The sequence below is a fragment of the Bradyrhizobium betae genome (assembly GCF_004123905.1).
GTDB lineage: Bacteria > Pseudomonadota > Alphaproteobacteria > Rhizobiales > Xanthobacteraceae > Bradyrhizobium > Bradyrhizobium betae_A.
Map to the genome: position 1 here is coordinate 1 of NZ_MZXW01000019.1, position 19098 is coordinate 19098.

General features: G+C 64.3%; 19 protein-coding genes and 1 pseudogene. 12 read left to right on the forward strand and 8 right to left on the reverse strand.

Features of this window, described 5'->3' with window-relative positions:
* From B5V03_RS42330 to garD, 7 genes and pseudogenes are all read left to right on the forward strand, one after another.
* Nucleotides 1-144 (forward strand): annotated as a pseudogene (locus tag B5V03_RS42330) (IS481 family transposase); the annotation flags it as partial.
* Between the two features lie 258 nt (nt 145-402).
* Complete coding sequence (locus B5V03_RS16705; protein ID WP_164988069.1) at nt 403-1755, forward strand: MFS transporter; 1353 nt, start codon at nt 403-405, stop codon at nt 1753-1755.
* A 126-nt stretch (nt 1756-1881) separates the two neighbouring features.
* Nucleotides 1882-2787 (forward strand): LysR substrate-binding domain-containing protein, encoded by a 906-nt coding sequence (locus B5V03_RS16710; RefSeq protein ID WP_129271421.1) that lies wholly within the window; start codon nt 1882-1884, stop codon nt 2785-2787.
* Between the two features lie 130 nt (nt 2788-2917).
* Nucleotides 2918-3862, forward strand: coding sequence for a 5-dehydro-4-deoxyglucarate dehydratase (gene kdgD / locus B5V03_RS16715; RefSeq protein ID WP_129271422.1), 945 nt, complete (start codon nt 2918-2920; stop codon nt 3860-3862).
* 26 nt (nt 3863-3888) lie between these two features.
* Nucleotides 3889-5232 (forward strand): glucarate dehydratase, encoded by a 1344-nt coding sequence (gene gudD, locus B5V03_RS16720; RefSeq protein WP_129271423.1) that lies wholly within the window; start codon nt 3889-3891, stop codon nt 5230-5232.
* Nucleotides 5233-5250: 18 nt separating this feature from the next.
* Nucleotides 5251-6699 carry an aldehyde dehydrogenase family protein gene (locus B5V03_RS16725; RefSeq protein WP_129271424.1) on the forward strand — a complete coding sequence of 483 codons (1449 nt, stop codon included), beginning with the start codon at nt 5251-5253 and terminating at the stop codon, nt 6697-6699.
* 130 nt (nt 6700-6829) lie between these two features.
* Nucleotides 6830-8371: a galactarate dehydratase gene (garD, locus tag B5V03_RS16730; protein ID WP_129271425.1), complete on the forward strand. Its 1542-nt coding sequence runs from the start codon at nt 6830-6832 to the stop codon at nt 8369-8371.
* A gap of 115 nt (nt 8372-8486) precedes the next feature.
* Here the strand turns inward: garD and B5V03_RS16735 are convergent, their stop codons facing one another.
* The 3 genes from B5V03_RS16735 to B5V03_RS16745 form a co-directional block, all read right to left on the reverse strand.
* Nucleotides 8487-8822, reverse strand: coding sequence for a GYD domain-containing protein (locus B5V03_RS16735; protein WP_129271426.1), 336 nt, complete (start codon nt 8820-8822; stop codon nt 8487-8489).
* Between the two features lie 291 nt (nt 8823-9113).
* The gene (locus B5V03_RS16740) at nt 9114-9860 is read right to left on the reverse strand and encodes a hypothetical protein (RefSeq protein ID WP_129271428.1); all 747 of its coding nucleotides are present in this window, start codon (nt 9858-9860) and stop codon (nt 9114-9116) included.
* A 6-nt stretch (nt 9861-9866) separates the two neighbouring features.
* Nucleotides 9867-10760, reverse strand: coding sequence for a MipA/OmpV family protein (locus tag B5V03_RS16745; protein WP_164988070.1), 894 nt, complete (start codon nt 10758-10760; stop codon nt 9867-9869).
* Between the two features lie 350 nt (nt 10761-11110).
* On the opposite strand from B5V03_RS16745, the gene B5V03_RS16750 reads away from it, so the two are divergent.
* The 3 genes from B5V03_RS16750 (at nt 11111) to B5V03_RS16760 (ending at nt 13616) form a co-directional block, all read left to right on the forward strand.
* The gene (locus B5V03_RS16750; RefSeq protein WP_129271430.1) at nt 11111-11791 is read left to right on the forward strand and encodes a response regulator transcription factor; all 681 of its coding nucleotides are present in this window, start codon (nt 11111-11113) and stop codon (nt 11789-11791) included.
* A 29-nt stretch (nt 11792-11820) separates the two neighbouring features.
* Nucleotides 11821-13152, forward strand: a complete 1332-nt coding sequence (locus tag B5V03_RS16755) for a sensor histidine kinase (protein ID WP_245502245.1) — start codon at nt 11821-11823, stop codon at nt 13150-13152.
* Nucleotides 13153-13346: 194 nt separating this feature from the next.
* Nucleotides 13347-13616 (forward strand): hypothetical protein, encoded by a 270-nt coding sequence (locus B5V03_RS16760; protein ID WP_129271434.1) that lies wholly within the window; start codon nt 13347-13349, stop codon nt 13614-13616.
* Between the two features lie 51 nt (nt 13617-13667).
* Here the strand turns inward: B5V03_RS16760 and B5V03_RS16765 are convergent, their stop codons facing one another.
* The gene (locus B5V03_RS16765) at nt 13668-14024 is read right to left on the reverse strand and encodes a hypothetical protein (RefSeq protein WP_129271436.1); all 357 of its coding nucleotides are present in this window, start codon (nt 14022-14024) and stop codon (nt 13668-13670) included.
* A 355-nt stretch (nt 14025-14379) separates the two neighbouring features.
* On the opposite strand from B5V03_RS16765, the gene B5V03_RS16770 reads away from it, so the two are divergent.
* Nucleotides 14380-15528: a hypothetical protein gene (locus B5V03_RS16770; RefSeq protein WP_129271438.1), complete on the forward strand. Its 1149-nt coding sequence runs from the start codon at nt 14380-14382 to the stop codon at nt 15526-15528.
* A 218-nt stretch (nt 15529-15746) separates the two neighbouring features.
* Here the strand turns inward: B5V03_RS16770 and B5V03_RS16775 are convergent, their stop codons facing one another.
* Both B5V03_RS16775 and B5V03_RS16780 read right to left on the reverse strand, forming a co-directional pair.
* Nucleotides 15747-16361 (reverse strand): DUF2147 domain-containing protein, encoded by a 615-nt coding sequence (locus tag B5V03_RS16775; protein WP_164988071.1) that lies wholly within the window; start codon nt 16359-16361, stop codon nt 15747-15749.
* 124 nt (nt 16362-16485) lie between these two features.
* On the reverse strand, nt 16486-17514 hold the full coding sequence (locus B5V03_RS16780) for an NAD(P)/FAD-dependent oxidoreductase (protein WP_129271442.1): 1029 nt from the start codon (nt 17512-17514) through the stop codon (nt 16486-16488).
* Between the two features lie 182 nt (nt 17515-17696).
* Here B5V03_RS16780 and B5V03_RS16785 point away from each other — a divergent pair, with 182 nt between their 5' ends.
* Nucleotides 17697-18164 (forward strand): acyl-CoA thioesterase, encoded by a 468-nt coding sequence (locus B5V03_RS16785; RefSeq protein WP_129271444.1) that lies wholly within the window; start codon nt 17697-17699, stop codon nt 18162-18164.
* Between the two features lie 11 nt (nt 18165-18175).
* Here the strand turns inward: B5V03_RS16785 and B5V03_RS16790 are convergent, their stop codons facing one another.
* Nucleotides 18176-18496: a 2Fe-2S iron-sulfur cluster-binding protein gene (locus tag B5V03_RS16790; protein WP_045008721.1), complete on the reverse strand. Its 321-nt coding sequence runs from the start codon at nt 18494-18496 to the stop codon at nt 18176-18178.
* A 114-nt stretch (nt 18497-18610) separates the two neighbouring features.
* A complete protein-coding gene (locus B5V03_RS16795) occupies nt 18611-18985 on the reverse strand; it encodes an Hpt domain-containing protein (RefSeq protein WP_129271446.1) in 375 nt (124 codons plus the stop codon).
* Nucleotides 18986-19098 lie beyond the last annotated feature (113 nt).

Here is a 19098-nt window from a genome sequence, read left to right on the forward strand (position 1 = left end):
GAGCAGCTGGCCGTCAGGCCGCTCGACCGCGACGGCCGTTACGGTGTCTTCTTTGCCAGCTGGCAGGTCGGCTCAATCGACTTGACCCGCGGTCAAACTGTCAGTGATGTGTCCGAACAACCGTCAGCTATGTCCCCGGTCTGAACACTTGACCGGGCGATCCAGTACTCCGTGACTGCAGTGACCAGATGCCTCGGCGTACTGGATTCCCCGCCTTCGCGGGGAATGACAGCGGAGTTTGTGGCGAGCGCGTTCGCCACCTGTCACGATCGTTCCCCCACCCTGCCGTTCCATCAATCCAAAAACGGCATCGATCGATACTCCCTTCAACTTGGACACTTTGCCGCGTGCGCCTCTAGGAGTCGCAGTGAGGAAACGTTTCGAGTTTTAAGGAGGCGCGTGATGAGCGCAGTGGTGTCCGCAGCGGACGTGAGGAGGTCTCGCGTCAGGCTGTTCATCGTGACCATGTTGTTCCTGGTCACGACCGTCAATTATGCCGACCGCGCCACTCTGTCGATCGCGGGCCCCGCGCTCTCCAAGGAGTTGCATCTCGATCCCGTCGCCATGGGTTGGATCTTCTCGGCTTTCGGCTGGTCCTATGTCGTTGCCCAAGTGCCGGGCGGCTGGCTGCTCGACCGTTACGGCTCGCGCCTCGTCTATGCTTTCAGCATCATCGTCTGGTCGCTGTTCACGATGATGCAGGGCTGGGTCGGCTTCCTCAGCGCCGGTGCTGCTATCACCGTGCTGTTCGCGCTTCGCCTCCTGGTCGGCGTCGCGGAAGCGCCGTCCTTTCCCGCCAATGCCCGTATCGTCGCGGCCTGGTTTCCCGGCAATGAGCGCGGCACCGCGTCGGCCTTCTTCAATTCGGGGCAGTATTTCGCGACCGTGATCTTCGCGCCGCTGATGGGCTGGATCGCGCATGATTACGGCTGGCGCTACGTGTTCTTCGTGATGGGCGGGCTCGGTGTCATCATGGGCCTGGTCTGGATCAAGACCGTGTACGGCCCGAAGGAGCATCCCGGCATCAACGAGGCCGAGTTCGACTACATCAAGGAGGGCGGCGCGCTGGTCGACCTCGACGCGCCCAAAGACGATCTGAGGCACGAGCGCGCGCCTGAGGCCGGCTCCGGATGGGACCACATCCGCCAGTTGCTCTCCAACCGCATGATGCTCGGCGTCTATCTCGGCCAGTACTGCATCAACACGCTGACCTATTTCTTCCTGACCTGGTTCCCCGTGTACCTCGTCAAGGAGCGCGGCCTGTCGATCCTGCAAGCCGGTTTCGTCGCCACTCTGCCCGCGCTGTGCGGCTTCATCGGCGGCGTGCTCGGCGGTATCATCTCGGATGCGATCCTGCGCAAGACCGGCTCGTTGACGATGGCGCGGAAAATCCCGATCGTCGGCGGCATGCTGCTGTCGATGTCGATCATCGCCTGCAACTATGTCGACGGACAGGCACTGGTGGTCGGCTTCATGGCGCTCGCCTTCTTCGGCAAGGGCATCGGCGCGCTCGGCTGGGCGGTCGTCTCCGACACTTCGCCCAAGGAAGCCGGCGGCGTCTCCGGCGGCCTGTTCAACACCTTCGGCAACCTCTCCTCGATCTCTACCCCGATCGTGATCGGCTACATCCTGGCCGCGACCGGCTCGTTCAACGGGGCGCTGGTCTTCGTCGGCGCCAATGCGCTGGTGGCCGCGTTCGCCTACCTCGTGATCGTGGGCAAGATCGAGCGGGTGGTGCTCAAACGTTCCTCCTGAGCGCTCCGAGTGATCGGAGCGGGACAGGCAACTCAACGGCGGCTTCTTCAGCCGCCGTCTTTGTTTTGGGAGTGATCGATGCTAGAAGTGCCGGGGAAACGCCTTATTCATCTAAGGCATGTATCGATGTTCGACCTCAACCAGCTCCGCTGTTTCGTCACAGTGGCGGAGGAATTGCATTTCGGCCGCGCCGCCGCGCGGCTAAACATGACCCAGCCGCCGCTGTCGCGGCAGATCCAGGTGCTCGAGCACATCATCGATGCACCGCTGCTGGAGCGCACCAGCCGTTCCGTGCGCCTGACGCCTGCGGGGCGCAGCTTCCTGCCGGAGGCGCGGCGCATCCTGAAGCTTGCGGAAAGCGCCTCGCAGGTCGCCCGCCGCATCGCGCTCGGCAAGACCGGCTCGCTGAAGATCGGCTTCACGGCGGCAGCCGCCTACGGCTTCCTCCCCGAGCTCGTCGCCGCCTGCCGCGCCAAGCTGCCGGAGGTGGATTTCTCGCTGAAGGAGATGGTGTCGGGTGACCAGTTCGAGGCGCTGACCTCGGGCCAGCTCGATGCAGGTTTGCTCCGGCCGCCGATCGCGCGCCCCGAGCTGACCAGCCGCCGTGTTGTCGCCGAGCCCCTGCTCGCCGCGATCCCGAAGAAGCATCCGCTCGCGACTGCCGACAGCATCACCATCAAGGATTTCGACGACCAGCCCTTCGTGATGTATTCGCCCTATGAGAGCCGATATTTTCACGACGTGCTGGTGGCGCTGTTCACCCGCGCCGATATCCTGCCGCGTTATGTCCAGCACCTCAGCCAAATTCATTCGATCCTCGCCATGGTGCGCGCAGGCCTCGGCCTTGCCATCGTGCCGGCGGCGGCGGCGAACCTGAAAATCTCCGACGTTCGCCTGCGGCCCCTGAAGCTGCGCACGCGCGTCCCGGTCGAACTGTTCATGGTCTGGCGCCGCGACAACGAGGACCCGCTGCTCTCCGCGCTGGTCAAGATTGCCGGCGAATTGTCCTCCGCGGAGGTGATGGAAGATTGATGCTCAATCCGCATCGGTCGATATAGGGTTTGGCTTGGACGCGCATCGAACGGTCTCCTAAACCACGGCGCATGGACGCGCAGGCCTCAAGCCCGCGTCCTCCACAACACGCAAACAGGGAGCAGCGCTCATGAGCAAGATGACCCCCCAGGAAATGGCCCAGAAGATCGGATCGGGCCTCCTGTCCTTCCCCGTCACGCCGTTCAAGGCGGACTATTCTTTCGACGAGGCGACCTACCGCGCCAACATGGACTGGCTGTGCGGCTATGACGTCGCTGGCCTGTTTGCCGCCGGCGGCACCGGCGAGTTCTTCTCGCTGACGCCGTCTGAGGTTCCGCAGGTCGTCAAGATCGCCGTCGACGAGACCAAGGGCCGCGTGCCCGTGCTCGCCGGCACCGGCTACGGCACCGCCACCGCGCGCGAGATCGCGATCGGCGCGGAAAAGGCCGGCGCCGACGGCCTGTTGCTGCTGCCGCCCTATCTCACCCATGCCGAGCAGGACGGCCTCGCCGCTCACGTCGAGGCGATCTGCGCCTCCGTGAAGATTGGCGTCATCGTCTACAATCGCGACAACGCCATCCTCCAGCCCGATACGCTGGCCCGCCTTGCCGACCGCTGCCCGAACCTGGTCGGCTACAAGGACGGCATCGGCGACATCGAGCTGATGACCCGCGTCTACACCAAGCTCGGCGATCGCCTGACCTATGTCGGCGGCCTCCCGACTGCGGAAACCTTCGCGCTGCCCTATCTCGACATGGGCGTGACGACCTATTCCTCGGCCGTGTTCAACTTCGTGCCGGAGTTCGCGACCAATTTCTACGCCGCGGTGCGCAAGCGCGACCACGAGACGATCAATGCCGGGCTGAAGAACTTCATCCTGCCGCTGATCGCGATCCGCAACCGCAAGAAGGGCTATGCGGTCTCGATCATCAAGGCCGGCATGAAGGTGATCGGCCGCGATTCCGGTCCGGTCCGCCCGCCGCTCACCGATTTGACCGAGCAGGAGATGGCGGAACTGACCGCGCTGGTGAATAATCTGCCCGCCATCCGATCGTCACAACAGGCTGCAGAATAAGAGAAGACAACAGGGAGGAGCGTGCGATGGCCGAGACCAATATCTCCGGTGCACCGGTCGTCACATCGATGCAGGTGATTCCGGTCGCGGGCCGCGACAGCATGCTCCTCAATCTGAGCGGCGCGCATGCGCCGTTCTTCACCCGCAACATCGTCATCCTCACCGACAATGCCGGCCACACCGGCGTCGGCGAGGTGCCGGGCGGGCAAAAGATCTGGCAGACCCTCCAGGACGCCCGCGATCTCGTAATCGGCAAGACCGTCGGCGCGATGAACAACATCCTCGCCGACATCCGCACCGCCTTCGCCGACCGCGACGCCGGCGGCCGAGGCAAGCAGACCTTTGACCTCCGCGTCATGATCCATGCGGTCACCGCGATCGAATCCGCCCTCCTCGACCTGCTCGGCCAGCATCTCAATTTGCCGGTCGCAGCGCTCCTCGGCGAAGGCCAGCAGCGCAAGAGCGTCGAGACGCTCGGCTATCTCTTCTTCGTCGGGGATCGCCGCAAGAGCAAGCTCGACTACGTCAAAGGCGAGACCGGCAAGCCCGACTGGTTCAACCTCCGTCATCAGGAGGCGATGACGCCCGAGACCGTGGTGCGCCTCGCGGAAGCGACCCACGACCACTATGGCTTCGCCGATTTCAAGCTCAAGGGCGGCGTGCTCCGCGGTGAGCAGGAGATCGAGGCTGTCACCGCCATCGCAAAGCGCTTCCCCGACGCGCGCGTCACGCTCGATCCCAACGGCGCCTGGTCGCTCGATGAAGCCATCAGCCTCTGCAAGAACATGCACGGCATCCTCGCCTACGCCGAGGATCCCTGCGGCGCGGAAGCCGGCTTCTCCGGCCGCGAGATCATGGCGGAGTTCCGCCGCGCCACCGGGCTTCCTACCGCGACCAACATGATCGCCACTGACTGGCGCCAGCTCTCCCATGCGTTGCGGCTGGGCGCGGTGGACATTCCGCTCGCCGATCCCCACTTCTGGACCATGCAGGGCTCGGTGCGCGTCGCCCAGACCTGCCGCGACAACGGCCTGACCTGGGGCTCGCACTCCAACAACCATTTTGACATCTCGCTCGCCATGTTCACCCATGTCGGCGCCGCCGCCCCCGGCAAGGTCACCGCGATCGACACCCACTGGATCTGGCAGGACGGCCAGGCCCTCACCAAAGAGCCGCTCCAGATCAGAGGCGGCAAGATCGCCGTGCCGGATCGTCCTGGCCTCGGCATCGAGATCGACCGCGCGGCCATCGAGGCCGCGCATGAGCTCTACAAGAACCATGGACTTGGCGCCCGTGATGACGCTATGGCCATGCAGGACCTGATCCCGGGCTGGACCTTTGACGACAAGCGTCCCTGTCTGGTTCGTTAAAAACTCTGGAGGAACGAGATGACTGCGATCCTGAAAAACTTCATCGGCGGCGAATGGGTCGACGGCTCCGGCGTCACCAAGAACATCAACCCCTCCAACACCAACGATCTGGTCGGCGAATACGCCAAGGCCGATAAGGCGCAGACCGAGAAGGCGATTGCCGCCGCAAAGTCGGCCTTCCCCGCCTGGGCGCAGTCGACGCCGCAGGTGCGCTATGACGCGCTGAACAAGATTTCGCTCGAAATCATCGCCCGCAAGGAAGAGCTCGGCCGCCTGCTCGCCCGCGAGGAAGGCAAGACCCTGCCCGAGGGCATTGGCGAGGTCGCCCGCGCCGGCCAGATTTTTGCGTTCTTCGCAGGCGAAGCCCTGCGCCTGATCGGCGAGAAGGGCGCCTCGGTGCGTCCCGGCCTCGACGTTGAGCTCACCCGCGAGCCGGTGGGCGTCATCGGCATGATCACGCCCTGGAATTTCCCGATCGCAATCCCGGCCTGGAAGATCGCGCCGGCGCTCTGCTACGGCAACACCGTGGTGTTCAAGCCGGCTGAGCTGGTGCCCGGTTCGGCGCATGCGCTGTCCGAGATCATCACCCGCTCCGGCATTCCTGCCGGCGTGTTCAACCTCGTGGTCGGCTCCGGCTCGGTGGTCGGACAGACCCTGCTCGAGCATCCGGACGTCGCCGCAATCTCCTTCACCGGCTCGGTGCAGACCGGCCGCAAGATCGCGCAGGCCTGCGTGCTCTCGAACCCGATGAAGAAGTTCCAGCTCGAGATGGGCGGCAAGAATCCGTTGGTCGTGCTCGACGACGCCGACCTCAAGACCGCCGTCGAAGTCGCCGTCAACGGTGCCTATTTCTCTACCGGCCAGCGCTGCACGGCGTCCTCGCGCCTGATCGTCACCGAAGGTATTCACGACCGCTTCGTCGCGGCGATGACCGAGCGCCTGAAGGGCCTGACGGTGGACGACGCGCTCAAGGCCGGCGTGCATATCGGCCCGGTGGTCGACCAGAGCCAGCTCGATCAGGATTTGCGCTACATCAAGATCGGCCAGGACGAGGGCGCCAAGCTCGCCTGGGGCGGCGAGCTGCTCAAGCGCGAAACGCCCGGCCATTACCTTCAGCCGGCGCTGTTCACCGAGGCCAACAACAACATGCGCATTTCGCGCGAGGAGGTCTTCGGCCCCGTCGCCGCCGTCATCCGCGCCAAGAACTACGAAGAGGCGCTGGCGATCTCCAACGACACCGAGTTCGGCCTCGCCTCCGGCATCTGCACCTCCAGCCTGAAATACGCCTCGCACTACAAGCGCAACAGCGAGTCCGGCATGGTGATGGTCAATCTGCCGACCGCCGGCGTCGACTATCATGTGCCGTTCGGCGGCCGGAAGGGCTCGAGCTACGGCGCCCGCGAGCAGGGCTCCTATGCGCGCGAGTTCTACACGACGGTGAAGACGGCTTATACTTTCCCCGGCTAACCACGGGGGAAGATATCGTAGGGGTGGGCCAAGCGAAGCGTGCCCACCACCTATGCTCGACGTGAAAGATGGTGGGCACGGCGCGTTGCGCCTTTGCCCACCCTACGACTTCAGTTTCTGAGGCAAGCGCATGGACCAGGACGTCGCAGCGAAAGAGCAGCCCCGCTACATCAAGCTCAACGAGCGCGACAATGTCGCGATCGTGGTCAACGATTTCGGGCTTCCCGCCGGCTCCCGCTTCGCCTGCGGGCTGACGCTACGCGCCTTCGTGCCGCAGGGGCATAAGACGGCACTGGTCGATATCGCTGAAGGCGCACCGATCATCCGCTACGGCGAGGTGATCGGCCACGCACTCGCACCGATCCTGGCCGGTGAATGGGTGGACGAGGCGCGCATCCGCATGCCCGAGGCCCCTGCCCTCGACAAGCTCGAAATCTCCACCGCCGTCCCCGCACCGCTGCCGCCGCTCGAAGGCTTCACCTTCGAGGGCTTTCGCAACACCGACGGCTCGGTCGGCACCAAGAACATCCTCGGCATCTCCTCCTCGGTGCAATGCGTCAAGGGCACGATGGAATATGCGGTGAAGCGCATCCGCGCCGAGCTGCTGCCGAAATACCCGAACGTCGACGACGTGGTGCCGCTGACCCACGCCTATGGCTGCGGCGTCGCGATCAATGCGCCCGATGCGGTGGTGCCGATCCGCACGCTGCAGAACATCGCGCAGAACCCGAACTTCGGCGGCGAGATTCTGGTCATCAGCCTCGGCTGCGAAAAGCTCGCACCTGAGCGGCTGGTGCCGGAAGGCGTCAGCGACGCCATCGTCCGCATGCAGGACGAAGCCTTCGACGGCTTTGGCGCCATCGTCGATGCGATCATGACCCAGGCCGAGGCCCGCCTGAAGATCCTCAACAAGCGCACCCGCGAGACCTGCCCGGCCGCCGATCTCGTGATCGGCCTGCAATGCGGCGGCAGCGATGCGTTCTCCGGCGTCACCGCCAATCCCGCCCTCGGCTTCGCTGCCGACCTGCTGGTGCGCGCCGGCGCCACCGTCATGTTCTCCGAAGTGACGGAGGTGCGCGACGCCATCCAGCTGCTCACGCGACGCGCCATCAACGAGGACGTCGGCCGCGCGCTGGTGCGCGAGATGGCCTGGTACGATTCCTATCTCGCCCGCGGCGGCGCCGACCGCAGCGCCAACACCACGCCCGGTAACAAGAAGGGCGGCCTCGCCAACATCGTCGAGAAGTCACTCGGCTCGATCGTGAAGTCCGGCTCGTCTGCCATCACCGGTGTGCTCGCACCCGGCGAGAGGGCGACGCAGAAGGGCATGCTCTTTGCGGCAACGCCCGCATCCGACTTCATCTGCGGCACCCTCCAGCTCGCCTCCGGTATGACGCTGCAAGTGTTCACCACCGGCCGCGGCACGCCCTACGGCCTTGCGGCGGCGCCCGTGATCAAGGTCGCGACCCGCACCGAGCTCGCGCGACGCTGGAAGGACCTGATCGATTTCGACGCAGGCGGCATCGCCACCGGCGAGAAGACCATCGAGGAAACCGGCTGGGACCTGTTCCGCCTGATCCTCGACGTCGCCAGCGGCCGGACGAAACCGTGGTCGGATCGCTGGGGCATCCACAACGACCTCACGCTGTTCAATCCGGCGCCGGTGACCTAGCGCGAAGTTGCCGCGCGGACGTAACCGTTCGTTCCGGGGCACGTCCCCGGAACCATGTCGGACGGAGGCACGCGACACCAGGTGCCGCGCGCCGGTTCAGATGATTGCGAGTGTTCTAGCTGCCCGGAGGGCGGTAGGAGGCCCGAAGCTTGACCGCCTTCTGACGAACCTGCGTGATTTCGTCTTGGGTGAAGAGTCGCATCAGCTTCGCGTTTTGCAGCGTGCCGGCCGCAATCACCACACCGTTGATCGCAGGTGCAGCGCTGGGGTCGGGAACATCGAAGATCACCAGCACACCGGGACCATCGGTCGCTGTGCTGTACATCGAGACCAGCTTGCCGCCGGCCGCTTCAATGAGTTTCTGCGCAGCCTCCATGCGGTTGGTGGTGGGATTCTCCATGATGTTGTTGAGAGCTCGCTGCGTATATTGTCCTGTGATTGCAAAATGCATGGCGATTGACTCCCTTGGATACAAAGACGTCGTGAGTCCCGATCCGATCTGATCGGAACAGGTGTCGCTCTTGCAATAATCATGAGACTGCAACGCCCGCCGTGGGCACAGGCGCCGCCAATGATGTCCCGGTACTCCGGCACGTTCCGGTGGCGGCTCTCCAGGCAGCCTACATCAACCAACACGGACACGAAAGAGGCTTGGCTCTGATCGTCCGACTCGTTGGCTACTGAGTTACCGCTCGCGGGCGGGCTTTGCATCTCGCGAGCGGCGATGGCGGTTTCATCGACATCACCGTTCGTCGCCATTTGCGAGATGCATGTCGCCCAGCGTGACCGGCAGGCTGCGCGTGATGAGATCCGCAATCGCCGCGCGCATCCTTTCGCTCGAAGCCGGACCGTCGAGCCCCTGGTCGACCGTCCCGCTCGGACCAGCGAGCCGCATGGTCCCGGTGTTGTCGAGCGGTGCAGCCGCCCGCTTCTCGATCACGTCGAACGACTTGCCGTCGATGACGCGGACTTCGTAGAGCGCGTGGATCAGGCCGTAGTCTGCAAGCAGCGTGCGGTATTGGGCGAGCCCGACGCCTTCGACGTTGCGGCCGTTGCCGAGCTTCGATCTTGCGCGCGTGATGACGATGTAGGCGTCCAAACCCTGCGGCGCGACATCGCTGCGAACCAACTCCTTGAACGGGTCGCTGCGCAGGAGATTGACGGGCGCAACCGCGGAATCCCGGATCGCGGCGAACGCCGTGCGCCTGTAGCTCACCGGCTGCACGCGAAAACGTCCGCTCAAAAGCTTCGTCGTCTGCTGGACGATCAGCTCGTCCAGCCCCCATGCGCTGATCGAAGCGGTCTGCCCCGTGTTGCCTAGGCCGGTCAGGCCGGCTTGTGTCAGGCTCATCTCCTCGCCGATGGCCGAGACAATGCCGACGGTCTTGATCGCCTGGAGCCGCGTCGCGCGCGTCTCGAAGGCCGCGGCGGCACCGAGAGCGACAGACGCAACCGCGAGGCCCAGCCATAGAATGACAATGCGACGCATGGCGAGCTACCGGATCCTGAAGTCGAACGAATAGGACGCGCCGAGACCAACGGTCGTCTGGTTCGACGAGCCCCGCAGCTTCACGAGCGGGCTGTCGGCGGCATCGCCGAGCAGCTTCTGGTACTCGACATAGGCATGGACCTCCCATTGCGGATTGATCCGATAGGAGATCTGGCTGCCGACGCCGACCGAATGCGCGCCGCCCCTGGCATCGTACATCGGCAATCCCGACGCCAGCGCCTGCGCGGCGTCGACGCCGAAATACGGTTCTGTCGCCTTGGTACTCTTCCAGGTGAAGCGCGGGCCGGCCGAGATCGTGAGCCTCTGGATCAGCGGCACGATGACATCGGCGGAGACGTCCGCCACCGCGCCACTGTGACCACCGAAACCCTGACGCAACTCAGTGCGCAGGCGCAGCCAATCGACCGGGTAGTATTCGACGAAGCCGCCGAGCTCGTATGCGGCCTTGACGTCGCCGAGACCGGTCAGCTCGGAATATTTGTCGCTCTTGCGCGACGAAACGTATTTGAACGCAGGCCCGGCGCGAAAATTGCCGACGTCGAGCAGCGCAATGCTGGCGCTGTCGCGCGGCCCGCGAAACTGGTCGATCGATCCGGCGCGGCGGATGGAGAAGATCGGGATCGGAAGAAATTTTCCGTTCTTCGATCCGACGAAGTCAGGCGTGTACTCGCCACCGATGCCGACCATGACGGTCCAGTTGCCGGAGGGCGACGGCAGCATCGGCACCTCGAACGGCGGGGCCGGTAGCGTGAACGCAGTCTGCGCCGATGCAGACTGAGGGATCGCCACGATCGCGACCAATGCGGCAAGGATGGCGGTCAGCAAGATCTGCTGCGCGCTCACCGCAGGATCGAGAGCGGCTTCGTCAAAATGGTTCATTACAGGGCCCCGGACCGGCCTTGCTGGCCTGGTCTATACGTGTGGTTGGAGCCCAAGCATGTGGTCCGGCAAAATTGCCCCAAGATTGCAAGGCAGAAGGCAGCCGCCCCAATCCGTTTCCCGGCGCGCGCCGAGCCGCGTCGCCTGATCAACATTGCCCGAACATTGCCCGGCTGTACTCACGCTCCCGAACTTTCACCGCCGGTGCCGATAAGCCGCTGCAGCCTGCCTTTTATTCGCCAAGCTCGCTGCCTTAAAGGGAACCTCGCGCACGAACCGAAACGCCGGAATTCGGCCAGAGAGCGTCAAGGTCGGGGTTTGTTGCCCCAGCAGAGTCAAGGACGGTCCGCGTGCGTTCCCTCGTGATCGAAGACGAACCGCAGATCGGCGCCTATGTCAGCCGCCTGCTCGGCCAGTTGCACGGCGTCGTCGATCTCGTCGGCTCGATTGCCGACGCCCGGCAGGCGCTGAACAATTTCAAATACGATCTTGCCATCGTCGACCGGATGCTGCCGGACGGCGATGCGCTCGAGGTGGTCACGGCGCTGAGCCGGTCGCCGGAACGCCCCGCGATCATCATGCTGACGTCCAAGGACGCCAAGGAGGATGTCGTCGACGGCCTCAACGGCGGCGCCGACGACTATCTCGGCAAGCCGTTCGAGCCGCAGGAGCTGATTGCGCGGGTGCGTGCCGTCTTGCGGCGGCCGCGGCTGCTTGCCCCCACGGTGCTGTCGCTCGGCAATGTCGAGCTGCATCTCGGCAGCAACGAAGCCGTGGTCGCCGACACCAAGATCCTGCTGCGGCGGCGCGAGGCGCTGATCCTCGGAGCGCTGCTGATGCGCCGCGACCGTGTCATCACCCGTACCGCCCTGATCGAGGAGATCTACGGCTTCGACGACGAGATCGAATCGAACACACTCGAAGCGCAGGTCTCTCGCCTGCGGAAAAAGCTGGCCGAGCTCGGCGGCGACGTCGAGATCCGCAGCATGCGCGGCATCGGTTACATCCTGCGGCTGGCGGCTCCACGATGACGTCGATTGCCCGGACGTTTGCGCTGTCGTTGGGCATTGCCGCGACGACGATCTTCCTGACCATGCTTGGTATCTTCATCTGGCGGTATCCGACCGAGGAACGCGAGTTCAGGGCCTGTCAGGTCGTGGCCGCCATTCTTGATCGCGCGACGGTGGTCGAAGGGCAAAAACTGACGGTCCGTTCGACTCCTGCCCTCGAGGAATTGAGGGCGGACAGCCCAAACCTGTGGTACGTCGTGTCCGCGGGCGACCTGCATAGCGAGTACGGCAGCGAGCACCGGCCCGCTCTCCCCTTCGTGTTTCCCTATCACGGGCCCGTCGGCTCGTCCGTTTTCAGCACGCTCGACCAGAAGAGCACCTTCTGTCTCTCCGCCGTGCAACGGGGCCCGTTGCGGCTCGCGATGATGGTCGGCGAGCCTCAGGTCCGCTTTGGCCGGATTGCACGGACTTTTCTCTTCCGCAGGATGTTTTCGATCATGCTGGTGGCGCTGGCCTTTGCGGCAACCGTCGCCATCGGCTCGGTGCTGACCGCACGTTTCGTCTCACGCGGTATCGAGCGGGTGGCGCGCCGCGCCCTCGCGATCGACCCCTCGGCCCCGCAAGGCCTGATATCGCTGTCCGAAGTCCCTACCGAGCTGAAGCCGTTGGTTGAGGCGCTGAACCGCGCCTTCGGCGAGATCGACGCCTATATCAGGATGCAGCGTCGCTTCCTCGGCAATGCCGCCCATCAGCTCCGCACACCGCTGACACTGCTGCGCGCGAAGATCGAGGACGTGCCGGAGCCCGGCCTGAAGGTCGAACTGGTGCGCGATGTCCGCCGCCTCACCTCACTGGTCTCCGCCATGCTCGACCTCGCGCGGCTGCAAAACCACGCGATCGAAAAACGGCCGATCGATCTCGCCGAGATCACGCTGGATGTGCTGGCCGATTTCGGTCCCTCGGCGCTGGACGCCGGCATCGAGCTTGCGCTGGAGCGCGACGGGGAAAGTCCGCTCCTGGTGCAAGGCGTGGACGCCGCCATTCGCAGCGCGCTCGCCAATCTCGTCGGCAACGCACTCATCCACGCCCGCGGTGCGCGGCGGATCACCGCCACGCTCGGCCGCGACGGCATCTCGATTCACGATGACGGCGCGGGCCTGCCCGATGGCGCCGAACAGGGGCTGACCGAGCCATTTCAGACCGGCAACAGCGCGGGCGATGGCGCGGGCCTCGGCCTGTCGATTGTCCGCGAGATCATGGCCGCCCACGGCGGCGAACTGGTCATCTCTTCCGCGCCGAGTCGTGGCACGACGATGAGCCTGTACTTTGCCGCGGCCACCGCGCCGGTCAAATCTCCGCAGCTTGATCTGCAATTGCGCTGAGCGAGGCGCATCGGCTCTTCCTGCGAAACCGTCCGGAAACATTGGCGCACAAAACTTCTTCCTCGTTTCGTCCCTTCGCATCAAGCAACCAATATCTTCGCGCAAGGCAATGGGAATGTTCGCATACGAGCGAACCTGTTGCGGCATCGACGCGACCAAACCTCCGATTGCCATCTTCCACGGAGATTTTCCCAATGCGCGTTCTTTCAATGATTGCCGTTTCCGCCGCGATGATTGCGAGCTCGGCCGGTGCGTTCGCCGGCGAGCTTCCCTCTTACGAAGTGAAGTCGTTTCCGATCTCGGCGACGCAAGTCCAGCTGCTCGGCGGCGCCGGCGTCGAGGAGCAGTCGACTGCGCCCGCGATGGTCGTCGCCGGCATGCCCGCTTCGCCCGCGCAAATGTCGGTGCTGTCGCCGCGCGTCAAGCGGCTTGCGAGTGTGAATTCGGAGAGCGAGGCGCGTTGAGCTCTGTTCAGCCATTCCGGGGCGCGCGACGCGTCGTCCCGGAATGAGCCTCTACGTCATGCTGCCCGGCATGAAGCAGCGCACACGCGGGTGGCCGTCGATATAGTGCTTCCACACCATGGTGCGGCCGATCTTGTTCGGCTCGGTGATCACGGCGCCGTCGGGTACGACGACCCATTCGTCATCGAGGTGCACGCGGTAACGCCCCTTGTCGGATTCCCAATCGACATCGGCGACGACATAGCCGTCGGCATCCGAGCAGCATTGTCCGTATTCGCTATGCAGGCTCTCGAACCAGGGCTTTAGGGGCGAGTTGGCGTAGCGTCCGTCGTCGCGCGCCAGCGCCGATGTCGCCAGCAACGCCGTCAAGGCGAGCAGCACCGCCGCACACGGTCTTGCAAGTCTCATGTCGTCTTCCCGCGGATCGAAGTCAGCGCCGCGAGGGACAGGCACCGCCGTCCGCCTTCCGCGCGGTGGCGTCAGGCGGTGAGACAGCGACTCAGCTCCCCCAGCAGCTTTGCGACAGCTATGCAAATCCGGCGCCAGCGTGCATTCCGGGGAACTACTGCCGCACGCACTTGCCCACGATCGTGCGCGCCGTGCATGTGTGACGCCCCGGCGACTTAACCCAGCTGTTTTCGAGGCTTTCCTTGGCACGCCGGGACGTGTACGAACATTGCCGCGAACCTTATCGTATTGTTTAACCAGCTGTTCGATTAGAGAAATCGGGTGCTGTCGTGACTGACATCGGACCGTCAGCACTATGAGTGATTCGAAAGACCTGCTTCCCAGCCAGCAGGACCCGACCGACTTGCCCGCAAACCAGGTGCAGTTTGCGCTCGTGATTTCGCGCATGCTGGATACGGTGAAGGAGGATCCCGAAGCCAGGCGGCAGATGGTCTACGACCTTGCCCGCTACAAGCTCCAGGAGCAGTTCACCTACGCCGACGCCAAGAACATCGACCAGATGAAGCGGGCTCTCGAGGTCGCCATCGAGGAGGTCGAGAAGTTCTCGCGTGAAACGGCGCCGCTCGAGCGCCTGCCGTCGCAACAACTCACATCGTCAAAGGAGACGGGCGGTCTTCTGGTGTCCGGCGACGCGAACGTTTCGCCATGGGGAATCGGGAGGCCGCGCAGCAAGCCGCCTGCGATCTCGGGCTCGCTTCTACCCGTGATCAAGCGCACGGCGGCCATCCTGCTTGCCGTCGGCGCGGTCATCCTGATCGTCTCGCAGCGGGACAATATCGCAGCGCTGCGCCGGCTGGTGTCGTCGCAGGCCCCGGAGATCGCGCTGGTCGCGCCCAAGCCCGAGACGACGATCGCGGTTGCCAAGCCGGAAATGGTCACCGCCGTCGCGCCTCCGGCGAAACCGGCGCGCGTGCTTCCGACCGACTATGGCATCTACGCCTTGATCGATGATCAGTCGCTGGCGGAGTTGAACGCAACCGGCATCGCGGCGCCAGACATACGGATCGCGATTTCAGCGGCGTTCAAAAAACCCGATCGGCCCCATTTGCCCAACGGTCGCGTCAAGTTCATCGTGTTTCGCCGGGAAGCCGCAAACGCGGGCCCGATGCGCGCCGAGGTTCGGGTGGTGGCGAAGGTCGCCAGGGAGTATTCGAACGACGCCGCAGGCAAGACGCCGGGTGGCGGCGACGACGTCGGGGTCATCCGCAACTTCGCCTATCCGTTCCGGGTGGCGCCGATTCCGGCAACACCCGAAATGTACGACATTCACGCAAGCGATCCGGAGCTCGACCTTCCGCCGGGGCATTACGTCCTGAGCCTGGGAACGCAGAGCTACTATTTCCAGGTCGACGGCCAGATCACCGATCCCAGGCAGTGCCTCGAGCGGGTCGTCGCCACCACCGGCACGTTCTACGCGCCTTGCAAGAATGCGCGGACGTATTAGCGCGCCTCTGCGCTCACAAAGACGAACTGAGGCGCGCACGCACCACGCACTCAGCTGTCATCGCCCGACTTGATCGGGCGATCCAGTATCGAGAGACCTGCGAGAGCTTGCTCTCACAACATCTGCCGCAGCGTACTGGATCCCCCCGCCTTCGCGGGGAATGACAGCAGTGTTTGAGGCGAGCACCGTCTGAACGACGCCGAGAGTGCGCAGCAGCCCTACTGCTTCGGCGCGGGCGCCATCATCGCGCCGCCCTTCTTCGCGGGCACAGGCTTCGGCGCAGTCGCGGCGGTCGCCTGTGCGGGCAGATACTTTGCGACGATGGCGGGATCGAGCTGGGCGATGTTGGCGTCGGGCAGGCGCGTCCAGGTCTCGTCCTTGCCGAACAGGGAGATGCCGAGGAAGCCACGCATGGTCAGGGTCTGGCCATCGGGGCTCACCGTCATCTTGGCCTTCCAGATGTTGCCGTCGCGCGGATTGACCACGTTGCCGCCGTCATACTTCAAGCCGTCGCGCTTCATGTCGCGGATGAAGGACAACCCGAGCACCGGCGCGTTCTTGCGATCGTCGGCGCATTTCGAGCAGATCTCGTTCGGGTCATCGCCGGGCCGCGGAAAGGTCTTTGCGATCACGCCTTCGAAGATGCCGTTGTGGTCGATGAAGAGGAACCATCCCACCGTCTTGCCGTCTTCGACCTTCTGCCAGAGCCCTGCGGCGGTTGGCTGGCCCGACACCGCAGCTGGCACTTGCGCCGCAGCCGGCCTCACCGCGCCAAACGACAACGCGAGCGCGAGGAGCGAGAGCAGCCGAAAGCTGGAAAAGAGTTTCCGCATTATGATCACCTTGCTAAGCCAGTCGCGTTGCCAAGCCAAAACTGGAATGGCCGCAGACTACGGCGATTTCGCGAACGGTTCCAGCACCAGAAACATGGGGCACCGCGTTCCCGCCCCTCGCCCGTCAGTTGACACCGAGCTTCTTTTGCAGGCTGGAGGACGAGGTCGTGTATTGGAACACGAGCCGCTTCTCCGGATACACGTAGCGGTGGGCTTTTTGCGACATCAGCGCACCCTCGTGGAAGCCGCACAGGATCAGCTTGATCTTGCCGGGATAGGTGTTGATGTCGCCGATGGCGAAGATCCCAGGCACGTTGGTCTCGAACGCTGAGGTCTCGACCGGCACCAGATTGTTCTCCAGCGCAATGCCCCAGTTCGCGACCGGGCCGAGCTTCATGGTCAGCCCGAAGAACGGCAGCATGGTGTCGCAGGCAATATCGCTCATGCTGTTGTCGTTGCCCTTGATCGTGGCACCGGCGAGCTTGCCGTCGGCGCCTGACAGCGCGGTGACCTGGCCGAGCCGCAGATCCATCTTGCCGCCGGCGACCAGCGCACGCATCTGCTCGACGCTGTGGGGTGCTGCGCGAAAATCGTCGCGACGATGCAGCAGCGTGATGCGCTTGGCGATCGGATGCAGATTGAGCGTCCAGTCGAGCGCGGAATCGCCGCCGCCGACGATCAGGACGTTCTTGTCGCGGAACGTCTCCATCTTGCGCACGGCGTAGTGCACCGAGCTGCCTTCATAGGCCTCGATGCCGGGCACCGGCGGGCGCTTGGGCTGGAACGAGCCGCCGCCGGCCGCGATCACCAACACCTTGCATTCGAACACCTTGCCGGTGTCGGTGGTGCAGCGAAATGCGGGATCGCCGATCCTCTCCACCGTCTCGATCATTTCGCCGAGATGGAAGGTCGGATGGAACGGCTTGATCTGCTCCATCAGGGCATCGGTGAGACCCTGCCCCGAAACCTGCGGAATGCCGGGAATGTCGTAGATCGGCTTTTCCGGATAGAGCTCGGCGCACTGGCCCCCGACCTTGTCGAGGATGTCGACGAAATGCGCCTTCATGTCGAGAAGGCCAAGCTCGAAGGCGGCGAACAGGCCGCAAGGGCCGGCGCCAATAATCAGCACATCGGTTTTGATCACGTCGCTCATGTCGTCTCTTTATCGATGGTTATCGGTTGGACGGCGCCCTGCGGGCAGAAGTGACCCTGCCTGTCTAGCCAACGGGGATGGATCAGGGAAGGCATAAAAGCGGGAGCGCCCCGCAGCCGCGCCCACTTGCCGGGTCAGGATAACTGGGCTGTAACGGGAAGCGATATGACGGAGATCAATCGGTGAACGCACCAAGCCGCCTCGATACGACGCCGCGCCTGGAGGACTTCCCTTTTCGCCTCAGCGACAATGTCCGCTTCGGTGATCTCGATCCCAACCAGCACGTCAACAACGCGGTCTACGCTACCTATTTCGAGACCGGCCGTGTCACGCTGATGAAGCTCCCGGAATATGGGCTGACCCCGCCGGGCCTCGCCTGGATCATGGTGCGGCTCGACATGCATTTCCGCGCCGAGCTGCACTGGCCGAACACGATCGAGCTCGGTCTTGGCGTCGTGAAACTGGGACGGACGTCGGTGACCTTCGAGCAGGTCGTGTTTTCAAACGGGACGTGCATTGCGTCGGCGACGTCCGTCGGCGTCCTGCTCGACGAGGCGACGCGGCGGCCGGCGCCGCTGACCGCAGAGGTGATCGAGAAGTTCAGACCCTGGCACAAGCGCGGCATCGAGGTCGCGCCGCCCGCCGCATAGACGAGAAATGTTTAGGCTTGGCGTTCGGGCGTTGCCACGACCAACCCGTCGAGTTCGTCGGAGACCTTGATCTGGCAGGACAGGCGCGAGTTCGGGCGCACGTCGAAGCCGAAGTCGAGCATGTCCTCTTCCATCGGCGTCGGGCTGCCGACCTTCTCGCGCCAGGCTTCATCGACATAGACATGGCAAGTCGCGCAGGCACAGGCGCCGCCGCATTCGGCTTCGATGCCGGGAATGCTGTTACGGATGGCGGCTTCCATCACGGTCGCGCCGTTCTCGACGTCCACCGTGCGGGTTTCGCCCTTGTGATCGACAAAGTGAATTTTGGCCATGTGTGCTCGTGCTGCCGCGATCTTGGGAAAAAGGAGGGTCTGGGCTGTCCTATAACGGGTCGATCAGGCCTGCGCTAGTGCGTAGGCCGCCCGGTTTTTGCGGGGATCGCCGGCCTAGTGCTTCAGGATCGTCTCGATCGCGGCGCGGACCTCGGCCACGGCCTCTTTCAGTGCGGCGAAGGCGTGGGGCTGGTTGTGGCCGATCCGGATCGCGGTCTCCAGGCTCGCGGCGGCGTCCGCCACGGCAAAGGCGCCGATCCCGCGCGCCGAGCCCTTGAGCTTGTGGGCGAGCGCGCCGGCATCAGTCGGGAGCGCCGCCATCGCCGCGATCAGGCGGACCGCCTGCTCGGCGAACATCGCGAGCACTTCCTGTTCCAGCTCGGCATCGCCGAGCGTCATCCGGGAGAGATGGTCGAAATCGAGCGGGCTGTCGATCGGTGCAAGCGGGGGCGAGGGCATCCAGTCCATCCGTTGCAGTTCAGGCGTCATGGCGCAGGCCCCGGCATCGCGCGTCAGTCCGCCGGTCCGGCGGTCAGGTTCCGCCCACCCAAGCATGGAAATGGTTAACGAAATGTTTGGGCCGTTTTACGCAAATCCGCCCG